Below are 18961 nucleotides of genomic sequence, written 5' to 3'. Positions count from 1 at the left end.
TAAATCTAGCATAAAGCCGAAAAAATTACCGACTTTTACAAAAACCAATTACATTTTTTTATGCGCCTCAATAAACTGTTAATTTCAAAAACTCAGTCAACAGGATTTTCTCTTGTTCCGAGAACTATCGGTAAGATTTGGAGCGCAGCATTATTATTTTTTGTGTTTTTATTTCTTCCTAAAAATTCATTTTCGCAGGAAATAAAAAAAGACAGTGTAAAAAGACCTAAAATTGGTTTGGTTTTAAGCGGCGGCGGCGCCAAAGGTTTTGCCCATATTGGTGTTTTAAAAGTTTTGGAAGAAGCCGGAATCAAAATCGATTATATTGGCGGAACCAGTATGGGATCTGTAATTGGCGGATTGTATGCTTCTGGTTACAATGCCTCTCAAATTGATTCTATTTTCAAAAAAACCAATTTCGACGAATTGATAAACGATTATATTCCGCGCTCATCAAAAAACTTTTACGGCAAAAAAAATGACGAATTATATGCAATAGTTTTACCATTTAGTAAATTCAGAGTCGGCATTCCTGAAGCACTTTCAAAAGGAATGTATAATTATAATTTATTAAGCAGTTTGACACGTAATGTTCGACATGTTCGTGATTTCAATAAACTGCCAACTCCTTTTTTATGTATAGGAACCAATATTGAAACCGGCGAAGAGGTTTTATTGAATAAAGGAAATCTTGTTCAGGCAATGATGGCGAGTGCTGCCTTTCCTTCTCTTTTTACTCCCGTAGAAATCGACGGAAATTTATTGGTTGACGGCGGAGTTGTAAACAATTATCCTATAAAAGAAGTTCGTAATCTTGGCGCCGATATTATTATTGGTGTTGATGTTCAGGACGATTTGATGAAGCGAAAAAATTTAAAAAACGCTACCAGAATTCTCGTTCAGATTACCAATTTGCAGTCTATCGATAAAATGAAAAGCAAAATAAAAGATACAGATGTTTATATAAAACCTGACATTCGTGATTTTGGTGTAATTTCATTTGACAGAGGCGAAGAAATTATCCGAAAAGGTGAAGAAGCTGCTTTTGCTGTTTACGAGAAAATTAAATCCCTCGTAAATGAAGACAATTTTTATAAAAAACCAAAATTAAAAGTTGCCACAGATACTATTCAGATACAAAAAATAAATACCGACAGACTAGATAATTATACTAAAGAATACATTCGCGGAAAACTTCGTTTTAAACCCGGAAGTACTATTACGTATGATGATCTAAAAACCGGAATTAATAATTTGAATGCAACACAAAATTTTAGCACAATTTCATATTGTTTACAGCCCGACGGAAATAAAGACGATTTGGATCTTGTGTTGAGAGAAAATCCCACTCAGACATTTTTAAAACTCGGTCTTCATTACGATGGATTATATAAAAGTGCTGTATTGCTAAATCTTACTCATAAAAAAACATTTCTGAAAAATGATGTTACTTCGCTGGACATTATTTTAGGAGATAATTTTAGATACGATTTTAATTATTATGTCGAAAATGGTTTCAACATCAGTTTTGGTTTTCGTTCAAGACTGAGTCAGTTTAATCGAAATGTTACCACAAGTCTTGGTGGTTTAACTTCAGAAAATCCAAATTTAAATTTGATAAATGTCGATTTTTTAGATTTAAATAACCAGGCTTATTTTCAAACCATTTTTGTACAGAAATTTTTAATGGGCGGCGGTTTAGAATATAAGTATCTAAAAATAAGTTCCCCGACACTTTCTAATGAAGAAAATATAATAGATAAAAGTAATTATTTTAGTGCTTTTGCTTATTTAAAATACGATTCGCTCGATAATAAATATTTTCCAAATTCCGGATTGTATTTTTCTACAGATGTGCAAACGTATATGGCTTCATCAGATTACACAAATAAATTCAGGCCTTTTTCAATCGCAAAAGCAGAAGTTTCCTTTGTTAAAACTTTCCTTAGAAAAGCGACTGTCAAAATTGGCGCCGATGCGGGATTTAATATTGGAAGTGACAGCGTACCATTTTTTGATTTTATACTCGGAGGTTATGGTTACAATAAAATCAATAATTTCAATTATTTCTATGGTTACGACTTTTTAAGTATTGCCGGAAATAGTTTTATAAAGACAGATATTACTTTAGATTACGAGTTTATCAGAAAAAATCATGTGAACTTTTCAGCCAATTTTGCTAATCTTGGAGACGATATTTTTAAAACAGTCGACTGGATTTCAATGCCTAAAAACTCAGGTTATGCAGTAGGTTACGGATTAGAAACCATAATTGGCCCAATTGAAGTTAAACAATCCTGGTCGCCGCAAATGTCTAAGAGTTTTACCTGGTTTAGCATTGGATTTATTTTCTAAAATGATTTTTTAGAAATATTTTATGTTATAAATAATATAATATGTAATTTTGGTCGATAAAATTTACGACATTTGTTATAATGAAAACAAATTGGACAGGTTTATTAGAGTATCTTCAATTCCTCATTAAGAGAAATCCGGAATAATGGCTCTATCGAATTGAGATAATTAGTCAGTCGAAAAGACTGAACTGATTGTCTACTTCTTCAATTCACATTTTCGAATTATCTAATTTACAAATTATCTAATTGAAAAGCCATGCCACTATATCATAAACTTGGGGATTTCCCTCAAAAAAGACACACCCAATTCGAAAAACCAAACGGCGGATTTTACTACGAGCAGTTATTTGGAACAGAAGGTTTTCACGGACATTCGTCTCTATCGTATCATGTACACAGACCAACGCAGGTAAAAGAAATTTTAAACTCTTATTCTGTTGAACCAAAAATTGCAATCGGAAAAAATATAAAATCGCTTCTTTTTAAAGGTTTTGAATTAAAACCCGAAAATGATTTTCTGAACAGCCGAAAAGCCATGTTAGTCAACAAAGACTGCATTATTGGTCTGGCTGCGCCAAAAGAATCGCTTCGAAATTATTTCTACAAAAATGCCGATGCCGATGAAATGCTTTTCATCCATAGAGGAAAAGGAAAATTAAGAACCATGTTAGGAAATATTCCGTTTGAATATGGTGATTATTTAATTATTCCACGCGGTATTATTTATCAGATAGAATTTGAAACGGAAGATAATCGACTATTTTATGTAGAATCGTATTCTCCATTTTATACTCCAAAACGATACAAAAACCAATCGGGTCAGCATTTAGAACATTCTCCATTTTGCGAGCGTGATTTTATTCTGCCAAATGAATTGGAAACACACGACGAAAAAGGAGATTTTTTAATTAAAATCAAAAAAGAAGGCATGATTCACGAAGTGGTTTATGCAACGCATCCCTTTGATGTTGTGGGCTGGGACGGATATAATTTTCCATACGGATTTTCGATTCACAACTTTGAACCTATAACGGGACGTGTTCACCAACCGCCTCCGGTACACCAAACTTTTGAAACAGCAGCTTTTGTTGTTTGTTCTTTCTGCCCTAGACTTTACGATTATCATCCAAAAGCAATTCCGGCGCCATACAATCACAGCAATATAGATTCTGATGAAGTTCTATATTATGTAGATGGCGATTTTATGAGCCGTAATAATATTGAGCAAGGCCATATTACTTTACATCCAAAAGGAATTCCTCACGGACCAGCGCCTGGCGCAATGGAACGCAGTATTGGTCATAAAGAAACTCAGGAATTAGCCGTTATGGTAGATACTTTCCGTCCATTAATGGTTACTGAAGAAGCTATGGGGCTTGACGATGGTCAGTACTACAAATCTTGGTGTGAATAAATTTCACTTTCGATCTAACCGCAAAGTTCGCAAGGATTTTACGCAAAGATCGCTATAATAAACTTTGCGAGCTTTGCGATTTACTTAGCGCCTTTGCGGTTAAAAAAAATTAAACACAACATTTCGGTTTTTCCAAATAACCGATTAAACAAATAAACATCATGAGTAAAGAAGTTAAATCAGTAGAATACGGATTAGAAAAAATATTTGAAGGAGCGCAGGATTTCCTTCCATTATTAGGAACAGATTATGTAGAGTTTTATGTAGGGAATGCTAAACAAGCTGCACATTATTACAAATCTGCTTTCGGTTACCAATCATTAGCTTACGCCGGATTAGAAACCGGAGTAAGAGACAGAGCATCTTATGTTTTAAAACAAGATAAAATCAGAATTGTTTTGACAACGCCTCTAACAGCTGATTCGCCAATCAACGAACATTTGAAAAAACATGGCGACGGTGTAAAAGTGGCTGCGCTTTGGGTAGAAGATGCTACAAAATCTTACGAAGAAACCATGAAACGCGGTGCACGTTCTTTTATGGAACCAACTGTTGAAGAAGATGAATTTGGACAAGTGGTTCGTTCCGGAATTTATACTTACGGAGAAACAGTTCACATTTTCGTGGAAAGAAAAAACTACAACGGAGTTTTTCTTCCAGGTTACAGAGAATGGAAATCTGACTTTAACCCAGAACCTACAGGATTAAAATACATCGACCACATGGTTGGAAATGTGGGCTGGAACGAAATGAATACCTGGGTAAAATTCTATGAAGAAGTTATGGGATTTGTAAATTTCCTTTCTTTCGACGACAAACAAATTACTACAGAATATTCAGCATTAATGAGTAAAGTAATGTCAAACGGAAACGGCAGAATTAAATTCCCAATCAACGAGCCGGCAGAAGGAAAGAAAAAATCGCAGATCGAGGAATATTTAGATTTCTACGGCGGACCTGGAATTCAGCATATCGCTATTGCAACAGATGACATTATCAAAACCGTATCGCAGTTAAGAGCGCGTGGTGTAGAATTTTTATCAGCTCCTCCTCATACATATTACCAAGCAATCCCGGAAAGATTGGGTGTTCATATGGATATGATGAAAGAAGATTTAAACGAAATTGAAAAACTTGCAATTATGGTCGACGCCGATGAAGATGGTTATCTTTTACAAATATTTACAAAGCCGGTACAGGACCGACCTACACTTTTCTTCGAAATAATTCAAAGAATGGGTGCAAAAGGATTCGGTGCAGGGAACTTTAAAGCTCTTTTTGAGTCAATTGAGAGAGAGCAAGAATTGAGAGGAACTCTATAAAAACGCAATATTTTTGCATTATGCAGAAAAATTCTCTGTAAATCGTTGATTTTTATGCAAATGTTATGTTAAACTTGACTTTTGCTATTTATTTTTTGAACTTTCTATCTATCTTTGCACTCGCAAATCAAGAAGGGGTGGTTTCCTTCTGAATTGATATAAATTTCATAATTTATAGTTTTTTGGTTAGTTAATAGCATAAAAACTCAGTCTTCGTGGCTGAGTTTTTTTGTTTTCGTACATTTGGAATAAAATTTGCATTTCTCTATCTTTATAATAGAATGTAAAAAATGTACTATGAAAAAGTTCATCCTCATCATATTAATTCTCTCCACATTTAGTTTTGATGCACAAAAAGAAAATGCTTTTGACACTGGAGAGTATTTCAAATTTAGAATCCATTACGGAATTGTAAACGCCGGATATGCAACTCTCGAAGTTAAAGATGCCATTATAAACAATAAAAGGGTGCATCATGCTGTAGGTAAAGGCTATACAACCGGAATGTCAAAATTTTTCTTTAAAGTTGAAGATTTATATGAAAGTTATTTTGACAAGGAAAATGGTGATCCGTATCGCTTCGTGAGAAAAATTGATGAAGGCGGGTATACCAAAAATCAGGAAGGTTTTTTTAACCAAAGTGAAAATAAAGTTCTAGTAAAAGACTATAAAAGAAAAACCGAAAAAACAATTGTAATCACAGACCATGTGCAGGATATCGTTTCGGCATTTTATTTTTTAAGAAACCATCCGAGTATTGATAAATTGAAATCTGGCGAAGCGATTACAATTGATATGTTTTTTGATGATGAAATCACAAAATTTAAGTTAAAATATGTAGGCCGTCAAGATATTACAACTAAATTTGGAACGGTTTCTACAATGGTTTTCAAACCACTTGTACAAACCGGAAGAGTTTTTAAAGAAAAAGAAAGTTTAACGCTCTGGATTACAGACGACGACAACAAAGTTCCGATAAGAATCAAAGCGGATTTGGCAGTTGGGTCTCTAAAAGCAGATCTTGATGAATATAAAGGATTAAAAAATCCGTTTAAAGTTAAAAAATAATGAACCTTACTGATCATTCAGAATCAATTTTAAAAGAAATTGACCAAAAATTTCAAGCCATAAATCAAAAAACTGACGTTCAGTTAGAAGGATTACTTTGGTCAAAACCAATTACTTATTGGGATTATATACAAACAGACGCTCTTTTAAATTTACAAATACAACGCACAACGCTTCCTGACGAAATGGTTTTTATCATGTATCATCAGGTAAACGAATTGATTTTTAAAATGATTTTGTGGGAAATCGATCAAATTGCAGATACGCAAAACATTCAGGTTGATTTTTTTAGCGAAAGACTTTCAAGAATTACCCGTTATTTTGATATGCTGACAAATTCTTTCAGTATTATGGAAAACGGAATGGAAGTTGACCAATATATGAAATTTAGAAATACTTTAACCCCTGCAAGCGGTTTTCAAAGTGCGCAATACAGGCTGATTGAATTCGCTTCTACAGATGTTATCAATTTAACTGACAGAAGATACAAAGCAAACTTTGATGAAAATACAGATCTTGAAACCAGTTTTGAACATTTGTACTGGCAGGCTGCCGGAAAAGATTATCATACTGGCGAAAAATCTTATTTGCTAAATGAGTTTGAAAAGAAATACAAAGATCAGTTCTTAAGACAAATGGCTTCGTTTAAAACGAAAAACATTTGGCAGAAATTTACACAACTACCACTTGAAGACCAGCAAAATACAGAATTGATCAAGGCAATGCGTCATTACGATCACACTGTAAACATTACGTGGGTTATGCAGCACTTAAATACTGCGATAAAATACATTTTAGAAAGCGGAAAAGGCAATGGTGAAGCGACCGGAGGAAGCGACTGGCAAAAATATATGCATCCAAAATACCAAAGACGCATCTTTTTTCCTAAATTGTGGACCGAAGAAGAATTGTCCAATTGGGGAAATGAAAATACACTTTAATTTCCTTCAAAAATTTTAAGAGTTTGAAAAAAGCATTCGTAATTATAATAGTATTATTTTCAATATTTTCATGCAATAAAACCGAAGAAAAAGTTGAGATTAAAATTACAAAACCAAAAACTAAAAAAGTAGAATTTGGTTTTAATTACGCTGATTTTAATGTAGTTAATGATACTATTTCTAAAGGAGATTCTTTTGGATCTATAATTCAGAGTCAAAATATTGGCGACAAAAAAGTATTCGACATTGTCGAGCAGGTCAAAGATAGTTTTGACGTAAGAACCATTCGCTATAACAAACCTTTTACTTTACTTCGCTCAAAAAACAAAACAAACAATCTTCAGGTTTTTATTTATCAGCCCGACGCTTTAACATATTATGTAATCGATTTACGAGACAGCATTGCAAAAGCTTATAAAAAAATAAAACCGGTTACCTTAAAAAGAAAAATAATTGGCGGCGTTTTAAAAACTTCATTATCCGAAACTTTAGGAGATGAAGATGTAGAAACAGCTCTTGCCAGCAGAATTACAAAAGTATTTTCGTGGTCAATCGACTTCTTCAAACTTAAAAAAGGAGATCGTTACGGCTTGATTTTTACCGAACGTTTTATCAACGGAAAAACGTACGACGGCGTTGAAGATCTTGAAGCTGCATTTTTTGAATATAAAGGAAAAATCGTTTATGCTTTTCCTTTCGAAAAAGATACACTTTCCGGAAAAATTGAATATTATGATGATGAGGGAAAAACGCTAAAAAACTTCTTCTTAAAAACGCCAATTAAATTCAGCCGAATCACTTCACGATTTACAATGAACAGATTTCATCCTGTTCAGCATACCTGGAAAGCCCACAAAGGAACTGATTATGCAGCTCCAACCGGAACTCCAATTTCGACAACGGCATCTGGAGTTGTTGAAGCAACCGGATATACTGCAGGAAACGGAAACTTTGTAAAAGTAAAACATAACGGCACCTACTCTACTCAATATTTACACATGTCCAGAATTTTAGTGCGCCGCGGACAACGCGTTACACAAGGACAAACAATTGGTTTGGTTGGAAGTACAGGTTTAGCTTCTGGCCCGCACGTTTGTTACCGCTTTTGGAAAAATGGCGTTCAGGTAGATGCGCTTCGATTGAATTTACCAACCGGAGAATCCTTAACCGGAAATGACAAAACCCGTTTCTTCAAGCAAATTGAACCTTTGAAAAGAGAGTTGGATAGTATTGGGAATTTGTAATATCTGAAATCAAATGAAAAATGCGCGTCTTAAGGCAATTTACAATGATACTTTTTCAGGTTTAAAGTTATATTACAGAGATACTGATTTGCCTGAAAATTTAATTTCAAATTATAAAATTGGACAAATAATTCTGGAAAAAGGCTTTACAGATATGACTTCTATCGGTGGAGGACTTTCTGGTAATTTCAGGTATCTAATTGCAAGTGCTCATGCCAAAGACTTATCGAAATTTAATCCCGATTCAGCAAAAATTGGACATTTTCTTTTAGACACAATTGCTTATTTTAAAGTTTTGGATATTCAGAAAATAGGTAATAAAACACAAGTTTTTCTTTTAAACATTCCAGACAATTCAATTACGCTTTTAAAAAATTCATCTTCAAATCTGGAAGATGAGATTATAGAAAAAGCAAGAAAAAAATTTGAAACCAAAATAAATTTGGCTTTAGTTCCAGAATTGCAAACGGAAAGCTGGAAAGAAAGAACAAAATCTCCTCTTGGAATGAATGAAAACGGTGAAATGTTTTTTGATGATTCAAGAATCAAAGTTGAATCGCCAAAAAGAATCGAAATCAATATCGAGAAGAAAACTATTGAAGTTAATAAAAAGCCCTGGTGGAAGATTTGGTAATTATAGTTTTCGGCTTATTTAGTATATTTCTTTCTAAACTCAGACGGATTCATTCCTTTATGTTTTCTAAAAACTTTATTCAAATGACTTTCGTCAGAATAATTTAATTCATCTGCAATTTCGTTAATACGCATATCGCTGTTTAAAAGTCTGGCTTCAATTAATCTTAATTTATAGTTTGCAATATATTCCTGAAGTGTTTCGCCAGTTTGTTTCTTAAAATATTTCCCTAAATAATTAAGAGAAATATTAAAATGCTTGCTTACTTTTTCTGCTTTTAATTGTTTTGGATTGTAGATGTTTTCCTGAATATAATGCAGGATTTCGAGAACCATTTCTCCGGTTGTTTCTTTAATATTCTTCGGAAGTTTTAAAGCAATATTTCTCGCTACAATTGTAATTATTGTATTTACAAACTGCTCAATAATTTTTTGATGGTAAATCTGTTGATTGTTTTGTTCGCTGATTATATTTTCAATTAATGACGCAATTAAAGGTTTATCAATTTTATTTTTCAGAATACATCCCGGGCGATGACTTGCATTTTGAAGAATATATTCCATTCGCAAAATCATTTCTGATTCTGCGTTTTGAGAATTTGCTTTGATATAATATTCATTAAACCGAAGAAAAAAGAATTTCGTTGGCGTTAAAATTTCAAATGAATGAACATCTTGCGGCGTTACTAAAAAGAGATTTCCTTTTCGGTACTGAAATTTATTATCATTAATAATCTGAATTCCGGTTCCGTCGACGATGTAAATCAGTTCAAAGAAATTATTCTTCCGAATTGTTTTCGGAAACTGTTCGAGTTCTTTAAAATCTACTTCAAAAGGAAGATATAAATTCGTATTTGTCATTAGGCTAAAATACAATTTTAGTACCAATAAGTACAATTTTCGGCGGAAGCTAACTTTTTAATTTTGTTTCAGATAACAAACTAAAAATGGACAAAATGAAAATACTTTTAATTGGGGCAAATGGAGAAATTGGCAAAATACTACAACCGGCTCTGGCAAAAAATCATGAAATAATTTCGGCCGGAAGAACCAGTGGAAACTTCAGAATCGATTTATCAGATTCAAATTCGATAGAAAAATTATTCGAAGAAATTAAAAACATTGATGCCTGTATTTGTGTTGCTGGAGATTGTTATACGGGAGATTTACTTTCGCTTGACGAAAAAAAATTAAATATTGGCATTGAAAATAAATTATTGGGACAGATAAATTTGGTTTTAATTGGTCAGAAATATTTAAACGACAACGGATCATTTACCTTGACTTCAGGAAAAATGGCCGACAAACCTGTAAAAAACAATATTAGCAAAGCAATTGTAAATGGCGGCATCAACAGTTTTGTTCTTGCCGCTTCACTTGAATTAGAAAGAGGAATCAGAATAAATGCCATTAGTCCGGCAAAAGTTTCAGACATTCCAATTCAGGATTTAATAAACGCTTACAACAAAAGTGTTGAAGGAATTATAAACGGAGAGATTATTAAAGTAAACTATTAATTTTATTTAAAGATGAAAAACACAATTGTGATGATTTTACTTTTGATAGTAAATTCAGTAAACGCACAAAAAAAATCCGATTTTTTAGGTTCATGGACTTTGGTTTCGGTAGAAAACATAAATCAGGACGGAACAAAAAATCTTCCTTATGATGTAAATCCCAAAGGCTTTTTGTTTTTTGATGAAAAAGGAAATTACGCCATTCAGATTTACAAAAGCGAAAGAGCAAAAATTGTTTGGGGTGATAAAAATAAATGTACTCCTGAAGAAAATGCAGCGATTGTAAAAGGAAGTAATTCGCATTTTGGAGAATATGAAATTGACGAAACAAACAACACTATTACTTTTAAAATAAAAACAGCGTCTTTTCCGAATTGGGAAAACACAATGCAAAAACGATCTTATATTTTCAAAAACAACGAACTTAAATACATCGTAACCAATACAACACAAGGTGGAAAATCGGCAACGGCCGAAGTAATTTGGAAAAAATTATGATGTAGTTTCATAAAACGTTTTCGCAACTAATTGTTATATAATCATGAAGCGTGAGCCTTTTAAAAGTTATTTGAGTATTTTTGTGTTTCTAAAAAAAACAATCTCAATAATAAAATACAAATGGCTTTAAACACAACAAACCCAACCGGGACTGAAGCGTGGAAAAATCTCCAAAATCACTTTAACGCTATTCACGGAACAACGATACAAGAATTATTTCAGCAAGATGGTGCTCGTGCTGAAAAATTTCACTTACAATGGAATGACTTTTTAGTAGATTATTCTAAAAACAATATTAGTCAGGAAACTATTTCTCTTTTACTAGAACTGGCAAATTCAATTGGATTAAAAGATGCAATTGCTCAATATTTTGGAGGAGAATTAATTAACCAAACTGAAAACAGAGCTGTTTTACATACGGCTTTGCGCGCTCCGGAATCGGCAGTGATTAAAGTTGACGGAGAAAATGTGATTCCGGAAGTTTATGAAGTAAAAAATAAAATTAAAAACTTTACTCAGGAAGTTATTTCTGGAGAAAGAAAAGGTTTTACAGGAAAAGCTTTTACAGATATTGTAAATATTGGAATTGGTGGTTCTGACCTTGGTCCGGTTATGGCTGTTGAAGCTTTACAATTTTACAAAAATCACCTGAATACACATTTCGTTTCGAATGTTGACGGTGACCACGTAAATGAAATTATTAAAAAATTAAATCCTGAAACAACACTTTTTGTTATTGTTTCTAAAACTTTTACAACTCAGGAAACGCTTTCAAATTCTGAAACTATTAAAGAATGGTTTTTAAAATCGGCAAAACAGGAAGATATTGCAAAACACTTCGTGGCGGTTTCAACTAATATTCAAAAAGTAACAGAATTTGGAATTAATCCTGAAAATGTTTTCCCAATGTGGGACTGGGTTGGAGGAAGATTTTCTTTATGGAGTGCCGTTGGTTTAAGCATCGCTCTGGCTATTGGTTTTGATAATTATAATGATTTATTGAAGGGTGCTAACGAAATGGATGAGCATTTTAAATCAGCAGAATTTGATGAAAACATTCCGGTAATATTAGCTTTATTAAGCATTTGGTATAACAATTTCTTTGGAGCTGAAAGTGAAGCTTTGATTCCGTATACACAATATTTATCAAAATTAGCCCCTTACTTGCAACAGGCATTTATGGAAAGTAACGGAAAAAGTGTTGGTCGTGACGGAAAACCTGTTAACTACCAAACTGGAACTATTATTTGGGGAGAGCCGGGAACAAATTCTCAGCACGCCTTTTTTCAATTAATTCATCAGGGAACAAAATTGATTCCAACAGATTTTGTTGGATTCGTAAAACCACTTTACGGAAATGAAGATCACCATGATAAATTAATGTCAAATTTCTTCGCTCAAACCGAAGCATTAATGAACGGAAAAACTGAAACTCAAGTTCAGGCTGAATTTGACAAACAAGGTTTATCTGCAGAGAAAGCTTCTTACTTGTTACCATTTAAGGTTTTCACAGGAAACAAACCAACGAATACAATCCTTATTCAAAAATTAACGCCAAAATCTTTAGGTTCGCTGATTGCATTATATGAGCATAAGATTTTTGTTCAGGGAGTTATCTGGAATATTTTCAGTTTTGATCAATGGGGAGTTGAATTAGGAAAGCAATTGGCGAATTCAATTTTAGACGAAATAAATTCCAAAATGGTTAAAAGTCATGACAGTTCAACTTCGTTTTTATTAGACCATTTTTTGAAAAATAAATAAGAATAGAGAAAATTTCCATTAAAATATGAAACGCCTTGATTTACAAAAATTAAGGCGTTTTTTCGTATAAAACAGCAGCAAAAATCCCCTTTTTTAAGAATTATTGAAGGTTTAGCGCTACAACACTGTGCAAAATATTATCATTTTAACAAAATACAAATATCTAAATTCAATAAAACATGATTTTAGTTAAATAAAATCAACAAATTCATTTTAATACGCAGCACAAAGTGTAAAACTGATTTTTCTTAACATTTTGATAACATTATCTGATTTAATTGTTATAATTTTGCCAAAAACAATAAACTTAAAGAACAAATGAAGAAAATGAAAAATTGGTTACTTACTGGACTATTTTTTATGATAGTTTCAACCGTATTTTCTCAAGGAAAAGTTACTGGTACTATTACCGATGGTACAGGTTCATTACCAGGAGCAAACGTACAGATCAAAGGATCTTCTACGGCAACTTCAACAGATTTTGATGGTAAATTTACCCTCAATTCAACAACAAGCGTAGGAGAAATTGTTATCTCTTACTTAGGTTACGAAAACCAAACTGTTAAATTTTCAGTTTCAAATGGTGCAACTACTAACTTAGGAACTATCGTTTTGACATCAAACTCAAACGAATTAAGTGAAATTGTTGTTAAAAGTACAGTAGTCGATATCGCTAAAGACAGAAAAACTCCGGTTGCTGTTTCTACAATTAAAGCAGCTGAGATTCAAGAAAAACTTGGTACTCAAGAATTTCCTGAAATTTTAAGAAACACTCCATCTGTTTACGTTACTAAATCAGGGGGTGGATTTGGAGATTCTAGAATTAACATCCGTGGATTTAACCAAAACAACATTGCTGTTATGATTAACGGTATGCCAGTTAACGACATGGAAAATGGTTCTGTTTACTGGAGTAACTGGGCTGGTTTATCAGATGTAACATCTGCTATGCAGGTTCAAAGAGGTTTAGGTTCTTCTAAATTGGCTACTCCATCTGTAGGAGGTACTATCAACATTGTTACTAAATCTTCTGACAAAAAAGAAGGAGGATCTTTCTCTTCTGGATTTGGAAATGGAAGAAACTTCAAAGTTCAAGGTTCTTACAACACAGGAAAATTAGAAAACGGTCTTTCTGCTTCTGTATTATTATCTCATACAATGGGAGATGGTTATGTTGATGGAACTGCATTTGATGGTTCTAACTACTTCATTGCTTTAGGGTATTCTACTAAAAATGATAAACACGATTTTCAATTAACTGTAACTGGTGCTCCACAATGGCACAACCAAAGAAGTACAGCTTCTACAATTGCTGTTTACCAACAATATGGTTCTCTTGACAGACCAAACATTCGTTATAATGCAGATACAGGTTATTTAAATGGTGAAGAGTATAACATTAGAAAAAACTACTATCACAAACCTATCGCATCGTTTAACTGGGATTACAAAATCAACGAAACTACAAAACTTTCTTCTGTTCTTTATGCTTCTATGGGACGTGGTGCGGGAGCTAGTGCAACTGGTGGTATTAAAGGAAAAGGATATAATGACGTTTTAGCTTTCAGAAATCCTGACGGATCGATTAATTACGATAAAATTGTAGCTTACAACTCTGGCCAAACTGTTACTATTGGCGGACTTACTGGACCTCAAACAAGACAAAGAATTGGTGGGCTTTTCCAAAACAGTTCTTACTTTAGTGGAGCAAATACTGATTATAATGCAAATACATCTATAAATACTTCTGGTATTTCTCAAACTTCATCAATCAACTCTCATGACTGGTATGGTGCGGTAATTAACTTAAACAAAAAATTATCTAGCACATTAACATTGGATTTTGGTCTTGATGCTAGAACTTACACAGGATACCACTTTACAGTAGTAAATGATTTATTAGGTGGTGATGAATATTTTGACAACTTTGTTGCTAGTCAAAAACCAGCTGGAAGACACATTACAACAACTTACCCTACAGATGTTCAATGGAATGTTTTCGACAAAAAAAGCTATGAAAAAGTTTCATTTAACAGTACTGGAAAAGTTAGATGGTATGGAGCATTTACTCAATTAGAGTACTCTAAAAATGATTTAACTGCTTTCGTACAAGGAGCAATCTCACAACAAGGATTTAAAAGAGAAGATAACTTTGTATACTTACCAACTGATCCATTGTCTTCTACAGATTACGAAAACATCTTAGGTGGAAACGTAAAAGGAGGTGCTAACTACAATTTGAACGAGAAACATAATGTTTACGTTAATGCTGGATACTACTCAAGACAACCGTTCTTTAACTCTGTTTATCCAAACAATAGATCTACAGTAAACCCTAATCTTACTAATGAGAAAATTATTGGATTTGAAGCTGGATATGGTTTCCGTTCTAGATTCTTTAATGCTACTGTAAACGTTTACAATACAAATTGGAATGACAGATACTTAAAAGGTAATGCTCTTCCAGCAGGTGGAGGAATTGTAGCCAACACAACTTATACTGAATTTACAGGACTTAACGAGGTTCACTCTGGAATTGAGTTTGAAGGTTATTCAAATATTACTGATAAATTCAAAGTTAATGCTATGTTCTCTTATGGAATTTGGGAATACAAAGGAAATGCAACTGTTAATGCATACTACCAAGCAGATAACACCCCTGTAACAGGATATACTGCAGCGACTGTGTATATGGATAAAGTAAAAGTTGGTGATGCTGCTCAAATGACAGCTTCTCTAGGAGCTTCTTACGAAGTTTTAACAAGAGTAACTGTTGATGCTAACTACAACTATAACGACAAATTATATGCTGGATTAAGCCCGGTTAACTTTACTAGCCCAACTAACAAAGGGGCATTAGAACTACCTTCTTATGGCTTATTTGATGCAGGTTTCTCTTATAAAATGTTAACAGGTAAAAACAAAGATAAATCTGTTAATTTCAGATTAAACATCAATAACTTATTTGATAAAATTTACATTGCTGAATCAAGAACTAACATTTTTGCAGATGACAACGTAAGTTCAACAAATCCTGCTTTAGGAACTTATGCATCTAATGGTAGATTATACAACGGTGTAGCTAATGCTAACCAAGTATTCTTCGGTTTCGGTAGAACTTGGAACTTTAGTTTACGTTACGATTTCTAATATTTAGAATCTAAATAAATATCATAAACGGCATTGACTTTTAAACTCAATGCCGTTTTTTTATGACCAATTTTGTTATATTTGTTTTTAACAAAAAAATACAGTTTATGTACCCTTTTCTAAAACAACTACACTCTGGATGGGCATATTTAGCATTGTTGCTTTTACTGTTCGCAGTAATCAATTCAATCATCGGCCTGACTTCTAAAAAAGAATTTACAGCAAAAGATCGTAAAATATCTTTATTTGCATTAATCGGAACTCATACACAATTACTAATCGGATTAATACTTTATTTTGTTTCTCCATTAGGGAAAGATGCTTTCGGTCAAATGTCTAATGCAGCATTAAGACTAACATCTTTAGAGCATCCGCTAATCAATTTAATAGCTATAGTTTTGATAACTATCGGATGGTCAAAACATAAAAAACTAATTAACAGCGAAGCTAAATTTAAAACCTTCGCAATTTATTATGGATTAGGATTAATCCTAATTTTAAGCAGAATACCTTGGAGCCTATGGTTCTAAACGAATGAAGTCCTAGAGTTTAGGACTTTTTTTATGATGGCATATTATTTGTACAAACTCCCCAAGTCTGAAAAAAATAACCCATGAAAAACAAAAAAAACATTGTAATCACAACACTTACAGCAGCTTTTATAAGTTGTTTTACTTATGTTGTAAGCCAGACCAAACCTACTACTGAACCCAAAGTTATTCAGGATACTGTAAAAAATGCAAAACCTACTATTATTGCACTACCAACCGACTCAGTATTTACAGATAAAGGTTTAAAATTGAAAACATATAAAAAAAACGCTCATGCCTCCTACTATGCTGATCGTTTTAATGGTAAAAAAACTGCTGACGGCAGTAGATTTAATAACAATAAATACACTGCTGCACACAAAAAACTTCCTTTTGGAACAAGAGTTAAAGTAACTAACGAAGCTAACGGAAAATTTGTAATCGTAAAAATTACAGATCGTGGTCCATTTGTAAAAACCCGTGAAATAGATCTTTCGAAAAGGGCTTTTATGGAAATCACAAAGCACAAAGGTGCAGGTGCTATGAAAGTGACAATTGAAACAATTATAGAATAAAAAAATCCAGTCTTGAATTCAAGACTGGATTTTTTTAAATAAACTTTTTAATACTCATTATAATTCCGGAATGAATTCCTTCATGATAACTCACAAAGTCAAGCGCTTCCTGAACATTTGTGAGATCAAAACCCATGCTTGTTTTGTATTGATTATAATTAGTAAAAACATTGTTTTTAAAATCATCTTCTGTTTGCTGTAAAGTACTTATAAGCAAATTTCTAATCTCATCAACTTCCTCTTTAGTAACATCAGCTTCAGGTTTTGTCCCTTTTGAATATTTGCCAATAAATTCATCCGAAACATGTAAAGGCAAACCTGATAATTTATAGACCAAAATCTGCTGTGAAGCTATACAATGCGCCACATTCCAAATTAAATTATTTTTAAATCCGCTTGGGATTTTGTTTAATTGTTCTAATGAATTATTATCCAAGACTTTTACCAGGATTTCTCTAATTGTTTTCTGCGTTTCAAAAACTGAACTCATAATTTTATTTTTTTTCTAAAATTAGACAATTTTAAGCTTCAAATGGATTTTCTTTGCATTCTAACAAATTTGAAAAAAATGAATAAAATATATTATCTAGCTTCATGCGATACTTGTCGCAAAATCATCAAAAGTCTGCCGAAAAACAATTTGGTTTTTCACGATATTAAACAAGATCCAATTACCGAAACTGAACTGGAAGAAATGTATAAACTTTCAGGAAGCTATGAAGCATTATTCAGCAAAAAAGCACAATTGTACAAATCAATGGGTCTAAAAGATAAATCTTTGACTGAGGCAGATTTTAAAAAATACATATTAGAACATTACACTTTTTTAAGCCGTCCGGTTTTTATTATTGATGGCAAAATTTACATCGGCAACAGCCAAAAAAATGTAGCCGAAGTAATAAACGCTTTAAGCTAAAATCTTAATTTTTTTTCTGTAAGACTGAAAACTGTGACTGAACACTATTTTGCAATCGAATACAGAAAGTTTTATTTATCTTTGCGCCTTTATACTCAATTATATGATACAATCTATGACAGGGTTTGGCAAAGCTTCTTTGCAATTGCCTACAAAAAAAATTACCGTTGAAGTAAAATCCTTAAATAGCAAAGGTTTGGATTTAAACGTAAGAATGCCATCCGTTTACCGTGAAATGGAATTAGGTTTAAGAACTCAAATCTCGACCAGACTTGAAAGAGGAAAAATTGATTTTGCAATTTATGTAGAAAGTACTGCAGAACAAACTTCAACTAAAGTAAACGTTCCCGTTGTAAAAAGTTACATAGCACAATTGAGAGAAGTTTATGCTGATGCTGATGAAACTGAATTAATGAAAATGGCGGTTCGTATGCCTGATACATTAAAAACAGAACGTGAAGAAATTGATGAAAATGACTGGGAACAAATTCAGAGTATTATTGACGAAGCATTACAAAACATTTTAAATTTCAGGAAAGACGAAGGCGAATCTCTTGAGAAAGAATTCAATCTAAGAATTAGTAATATTCGTCAGTTAATGAATGATACTCTGGCATTAGATCCGGAACGTGTTCAGGCAATTAAAGACCGTCTCCAGACTGCCATTTCAGAATTACAGGTTAATGTTGATGAAAATCGTTTTGAACAAGAATTAATCTATTATCTTGAAAAATTAGATATTACTGAAGAAAAAGTTCGTTTAACAAATCACTTAGATTATTTCATTGAAACTTTAGGCGGAAGCGAAGCTAATGGACGAAAATTAGGTTTCATTACACAAGAAATGGGTCGTGAAATCAACACTATGGGTTCAAAATCAAATCACGCTCAAATGCAGAAATTAGTCGTGATGATGAAAGATGAATTGGAGAAGATTAAAGAACAGGTTTTGAATGTACTTTAAAAGCTGTAAGCTATAAGCAATATGCTATAAGCTGAATAACAAATCAAATTAAAGCTTAAGGCTTACTG

17 protein-coding genes are annotated in these 18961 nt (G+C 32.9%); 15 read left to right on the top strand and 2 right to left on the bottom strand.

From position 1 onward, the window contains the following. Nucleotides 1-60: 60 nt before the first annotated feature. From BUC29_RS09385 to BUC29_RS09355, 7 genes are all read left to right on the top strand, one after another. The gene (locus BUC29_RS09385; protein WP_084538614.1) at nucleotides 61-2355 is read left to right on the top strand and encodes a patatin-like phospholipase family protein; all 2295 of its coding nucleotides are present in this window, start codon (nucleotides 61-63) and stop codon (nucleotides 2353-2355) included. 258 nt (nucleotides 2356-2613) lie between these two features. Continuing rightward, nucleotides 2614-3771, top strand: coding sequence for a homogentisate 1,2-dioxygenase (locus BUC29_RS09380; RefSeq protein WP_073415590.1), 1158 nt, complete (start codon nucleotides 2614-2616; stop codon nucleotides 3769-3771). 161 nt (nucleotides 3772-3932) lie between these two features. Beyond that, nucleotides 3933-5093 carry a 4-hydroxyphenylpyruvate dioxygenase gene (gene hppD, locus BUC29_RS09375; RefSeq protein ID WP_073415588.1) on the top strand — a complete coding sequence of 387 codons (1161 nt, stop codon included), beginning with the start codon at nucleotides 3933-3935 and terminating at the stop codon, nucleotides 5091-5093. 297 nt (nucleotides 5094-5390) lie between these two features. After that, on the top strand, nucleotides 5391-6161 hold the full coding sequence (locus BUC29_RS09370) for a DUF3108 domain-containing protein (RefSeq protein ID WP_073415586.1): 771 nt from the start codon (nucleotides 5391-5393) through the stop codon (nucleotides 6159-6161). Beyond that, a complete protein-coding gene (locus BUC29_RS09365) occupies nucleotides 6161-7102 on the top strand; it encodes a tryptophan 2,3-dioxygenase family protein (RefSeq protein ID WP_073415584.1) in 942 nt (313 codons plus the stop codon). The genes BUC29_RS09370 and BUC29_RS09365 overlap by 1 nt, the downstream gene beginning before the upstream one ends. 23 nt (nucleotides 7103-7125) lie before the next feature. Further along, a complete protein-coding gene (locus BUC29_RS09360; RefSeq protein WP_073415582.1) occupies nucleotides 7126-8346 on the top strand; it encodes a M23 family metallopeptidase in 1221 nt (406 codons plus the stop codon). 13 nt (nucleotides 8347-8359) lie between these two features. After that, complete coding sequence (locus BUC29_RS09355; RefSeq protein WP_073415580.1) at nucleotides 8360-8980, top strand: hypothetical protein; 621 nt, start codon at nucleotides 8360-8362, stop codon at nucleotides 8978-8980. A gap of 14 nt (nucleotides 8981-8994) precedes the next feature. Here the strand turns inward: BUC29_RS09355 and BUC29_RS09350 are convergent, their stop codons facing one another. Further along, on the bottom strand, nucleotides 8995-9840 hold the full coding sequence (locus BUC29_RS09350; protein WP_073415578.1) for an AraC family transcriptional regulator: 846 nt from the start codon (nucleotides 9838-9840) through the stop codon (nucleotides 8995-8997). A 95-nt stretch (nucleotides 9841-9935) separates the two neighbouring features. On the opposite strand from BUC29_RS09350, the gene BUC29_RS09345 reads away from it, so the two are divergent. From BUC29_RS09345 to BUC29_RS09320, 6 genes are all read left to right on the top strand, one after another. Continuing rightward, complete coding sequence (locus BUC29_RS09345; protein ID WP_073416006.1) at nucleotides 9936-10496, top strand: short chain dehydrogenase; 561 nt, start codon at nucleotides 9936-9938, stop codon at nucleotides 10494-10496. 12 nt (nucleotides 10497-10508) lie between these two features. Beyond that, complete coding sequence (locus BUC29_RS09340; protein WP_073415575.1) at nucleotides 10509-10994, top strand: lipocalin-like domain-containing protein; 486 nt, start codon at nucleotides 10509-10511, stop codon at nucleotides 10992-10994. Nucleotides 10995-11114: 120 nt separating this feature from the next. Beyond that, on the top strand, nucleotides 11115-12758 hold the full coding sequence (gene pgi / locus BUC29_RS09335) for a glucose-6-phosphate isomerase (RefSeq protein ID WP_073415573.1): 1644 nt from the start codon (nucleotides 11115-11117) through the stop codon (nucleotides 12756-12758). A gap of 318 nt (nucleotides 12759-13076) precedes the next feature. After that, nucleotides 13077-15908, top strand: a complete 2832-nt coding sequence (locus BUC29_RS09330) for a TonB-dependent receptor (RefSeq protein WP_073415570.1) — start codon at nucleotides 13077-13079, stop codon at nucleotides 15906-15908. Between the two features lie 107 nt (nucleotides 15909-16015). Beyond that, on the top strand, nucleotides 16016-16438 hold the full coding sequence (locus BUC29_RS09325) for a hypothetical protein (protein ID WP_073416004.1): 423 nt from the start codon (nucleotides 16016-16018) through the stop codon (nucleotides 16436-16438). Between the two features lie 83 nt (nucleotides 16439-16521). Beyond that, nucleotides 16522-17013 carry a septal ring lytic transglycosylase RlpA family protein gene (locus BUC29_RS09320; RefSeq protein ID WP_073415568.1) on the top strand — a complete coding sequence of 164 codons (492 nt, stop codon included), beginning with the start codon at nucleotides 16522-16524 and terminating at the stop codon, nucleotides 17011-17013. Between the two features lie 34 nt (nucleotides 17014-17047). Here the strand turns inward: BUC29_RS09320 and BUC29_RS09315 are convergent, their stop codons facing one another. Then, nucleotides 17048-17503, bottom strand: coding sequence for a DinB family protein (locus BUC29_RS09315; RefSeq protein ID WP_073415566.1), 456 nt, complete (start codon nucleotides 17501-17503; stop codon nucleotides 17048-17050). A gap of 78 nt (nucleotides 17504-17581) precedes the next feature. Between BUC29_RS09315 and BUC29_RS09310 the strand changes: the two genes are divergently transcribed. Together BUC29_RS09310 and BUC29_RS09305 are read left to right on the top strand one after the other, a co-directional pair. Then, nucleotides 17582-17929 carry an arsenate reductase family protein gene (locus BUC29_RS09310; RefSeq protein ID WP_073415564.1) on the top strand — a complete coding sequence of 116 codons (348 nt, stop codon included), beginning with the start codon at nucleotides 17582-17584 and terminating at the stop codon, nucleotides 17927-17929. A gap of 103 nt (nucleotides 17930-18032) precedes the next feature. Continuing rightward, entirely contained in the window at nucleotides 18033-18893 is an 861-nt protein-coding gene (locus BUC29_RS09305; RefSeq protein WP_073415562.1) for a YicC/YloC family endoribonuclease, read from the top strand. Nucleotides 18894-18961 lie beyond the last annotated feature (68 nt).

It is taken from the genome of Flavobacterium defluvii, assembly GCF_900129555.1.
In the GTDB taxonomy this organism is placed as follows: domain Bacteria; phylum Bacteroidota; class Bacteroidia; order Flavobacteriales; family Flavobacteriaceae; genus Flavobacterium; species Flavobacterium defluvii.
The sequence above is the reverse complement of the archived record's forward strand: the minus strand, read 5'-3'. Positions and strand labels throughout refer to the sequence as shown.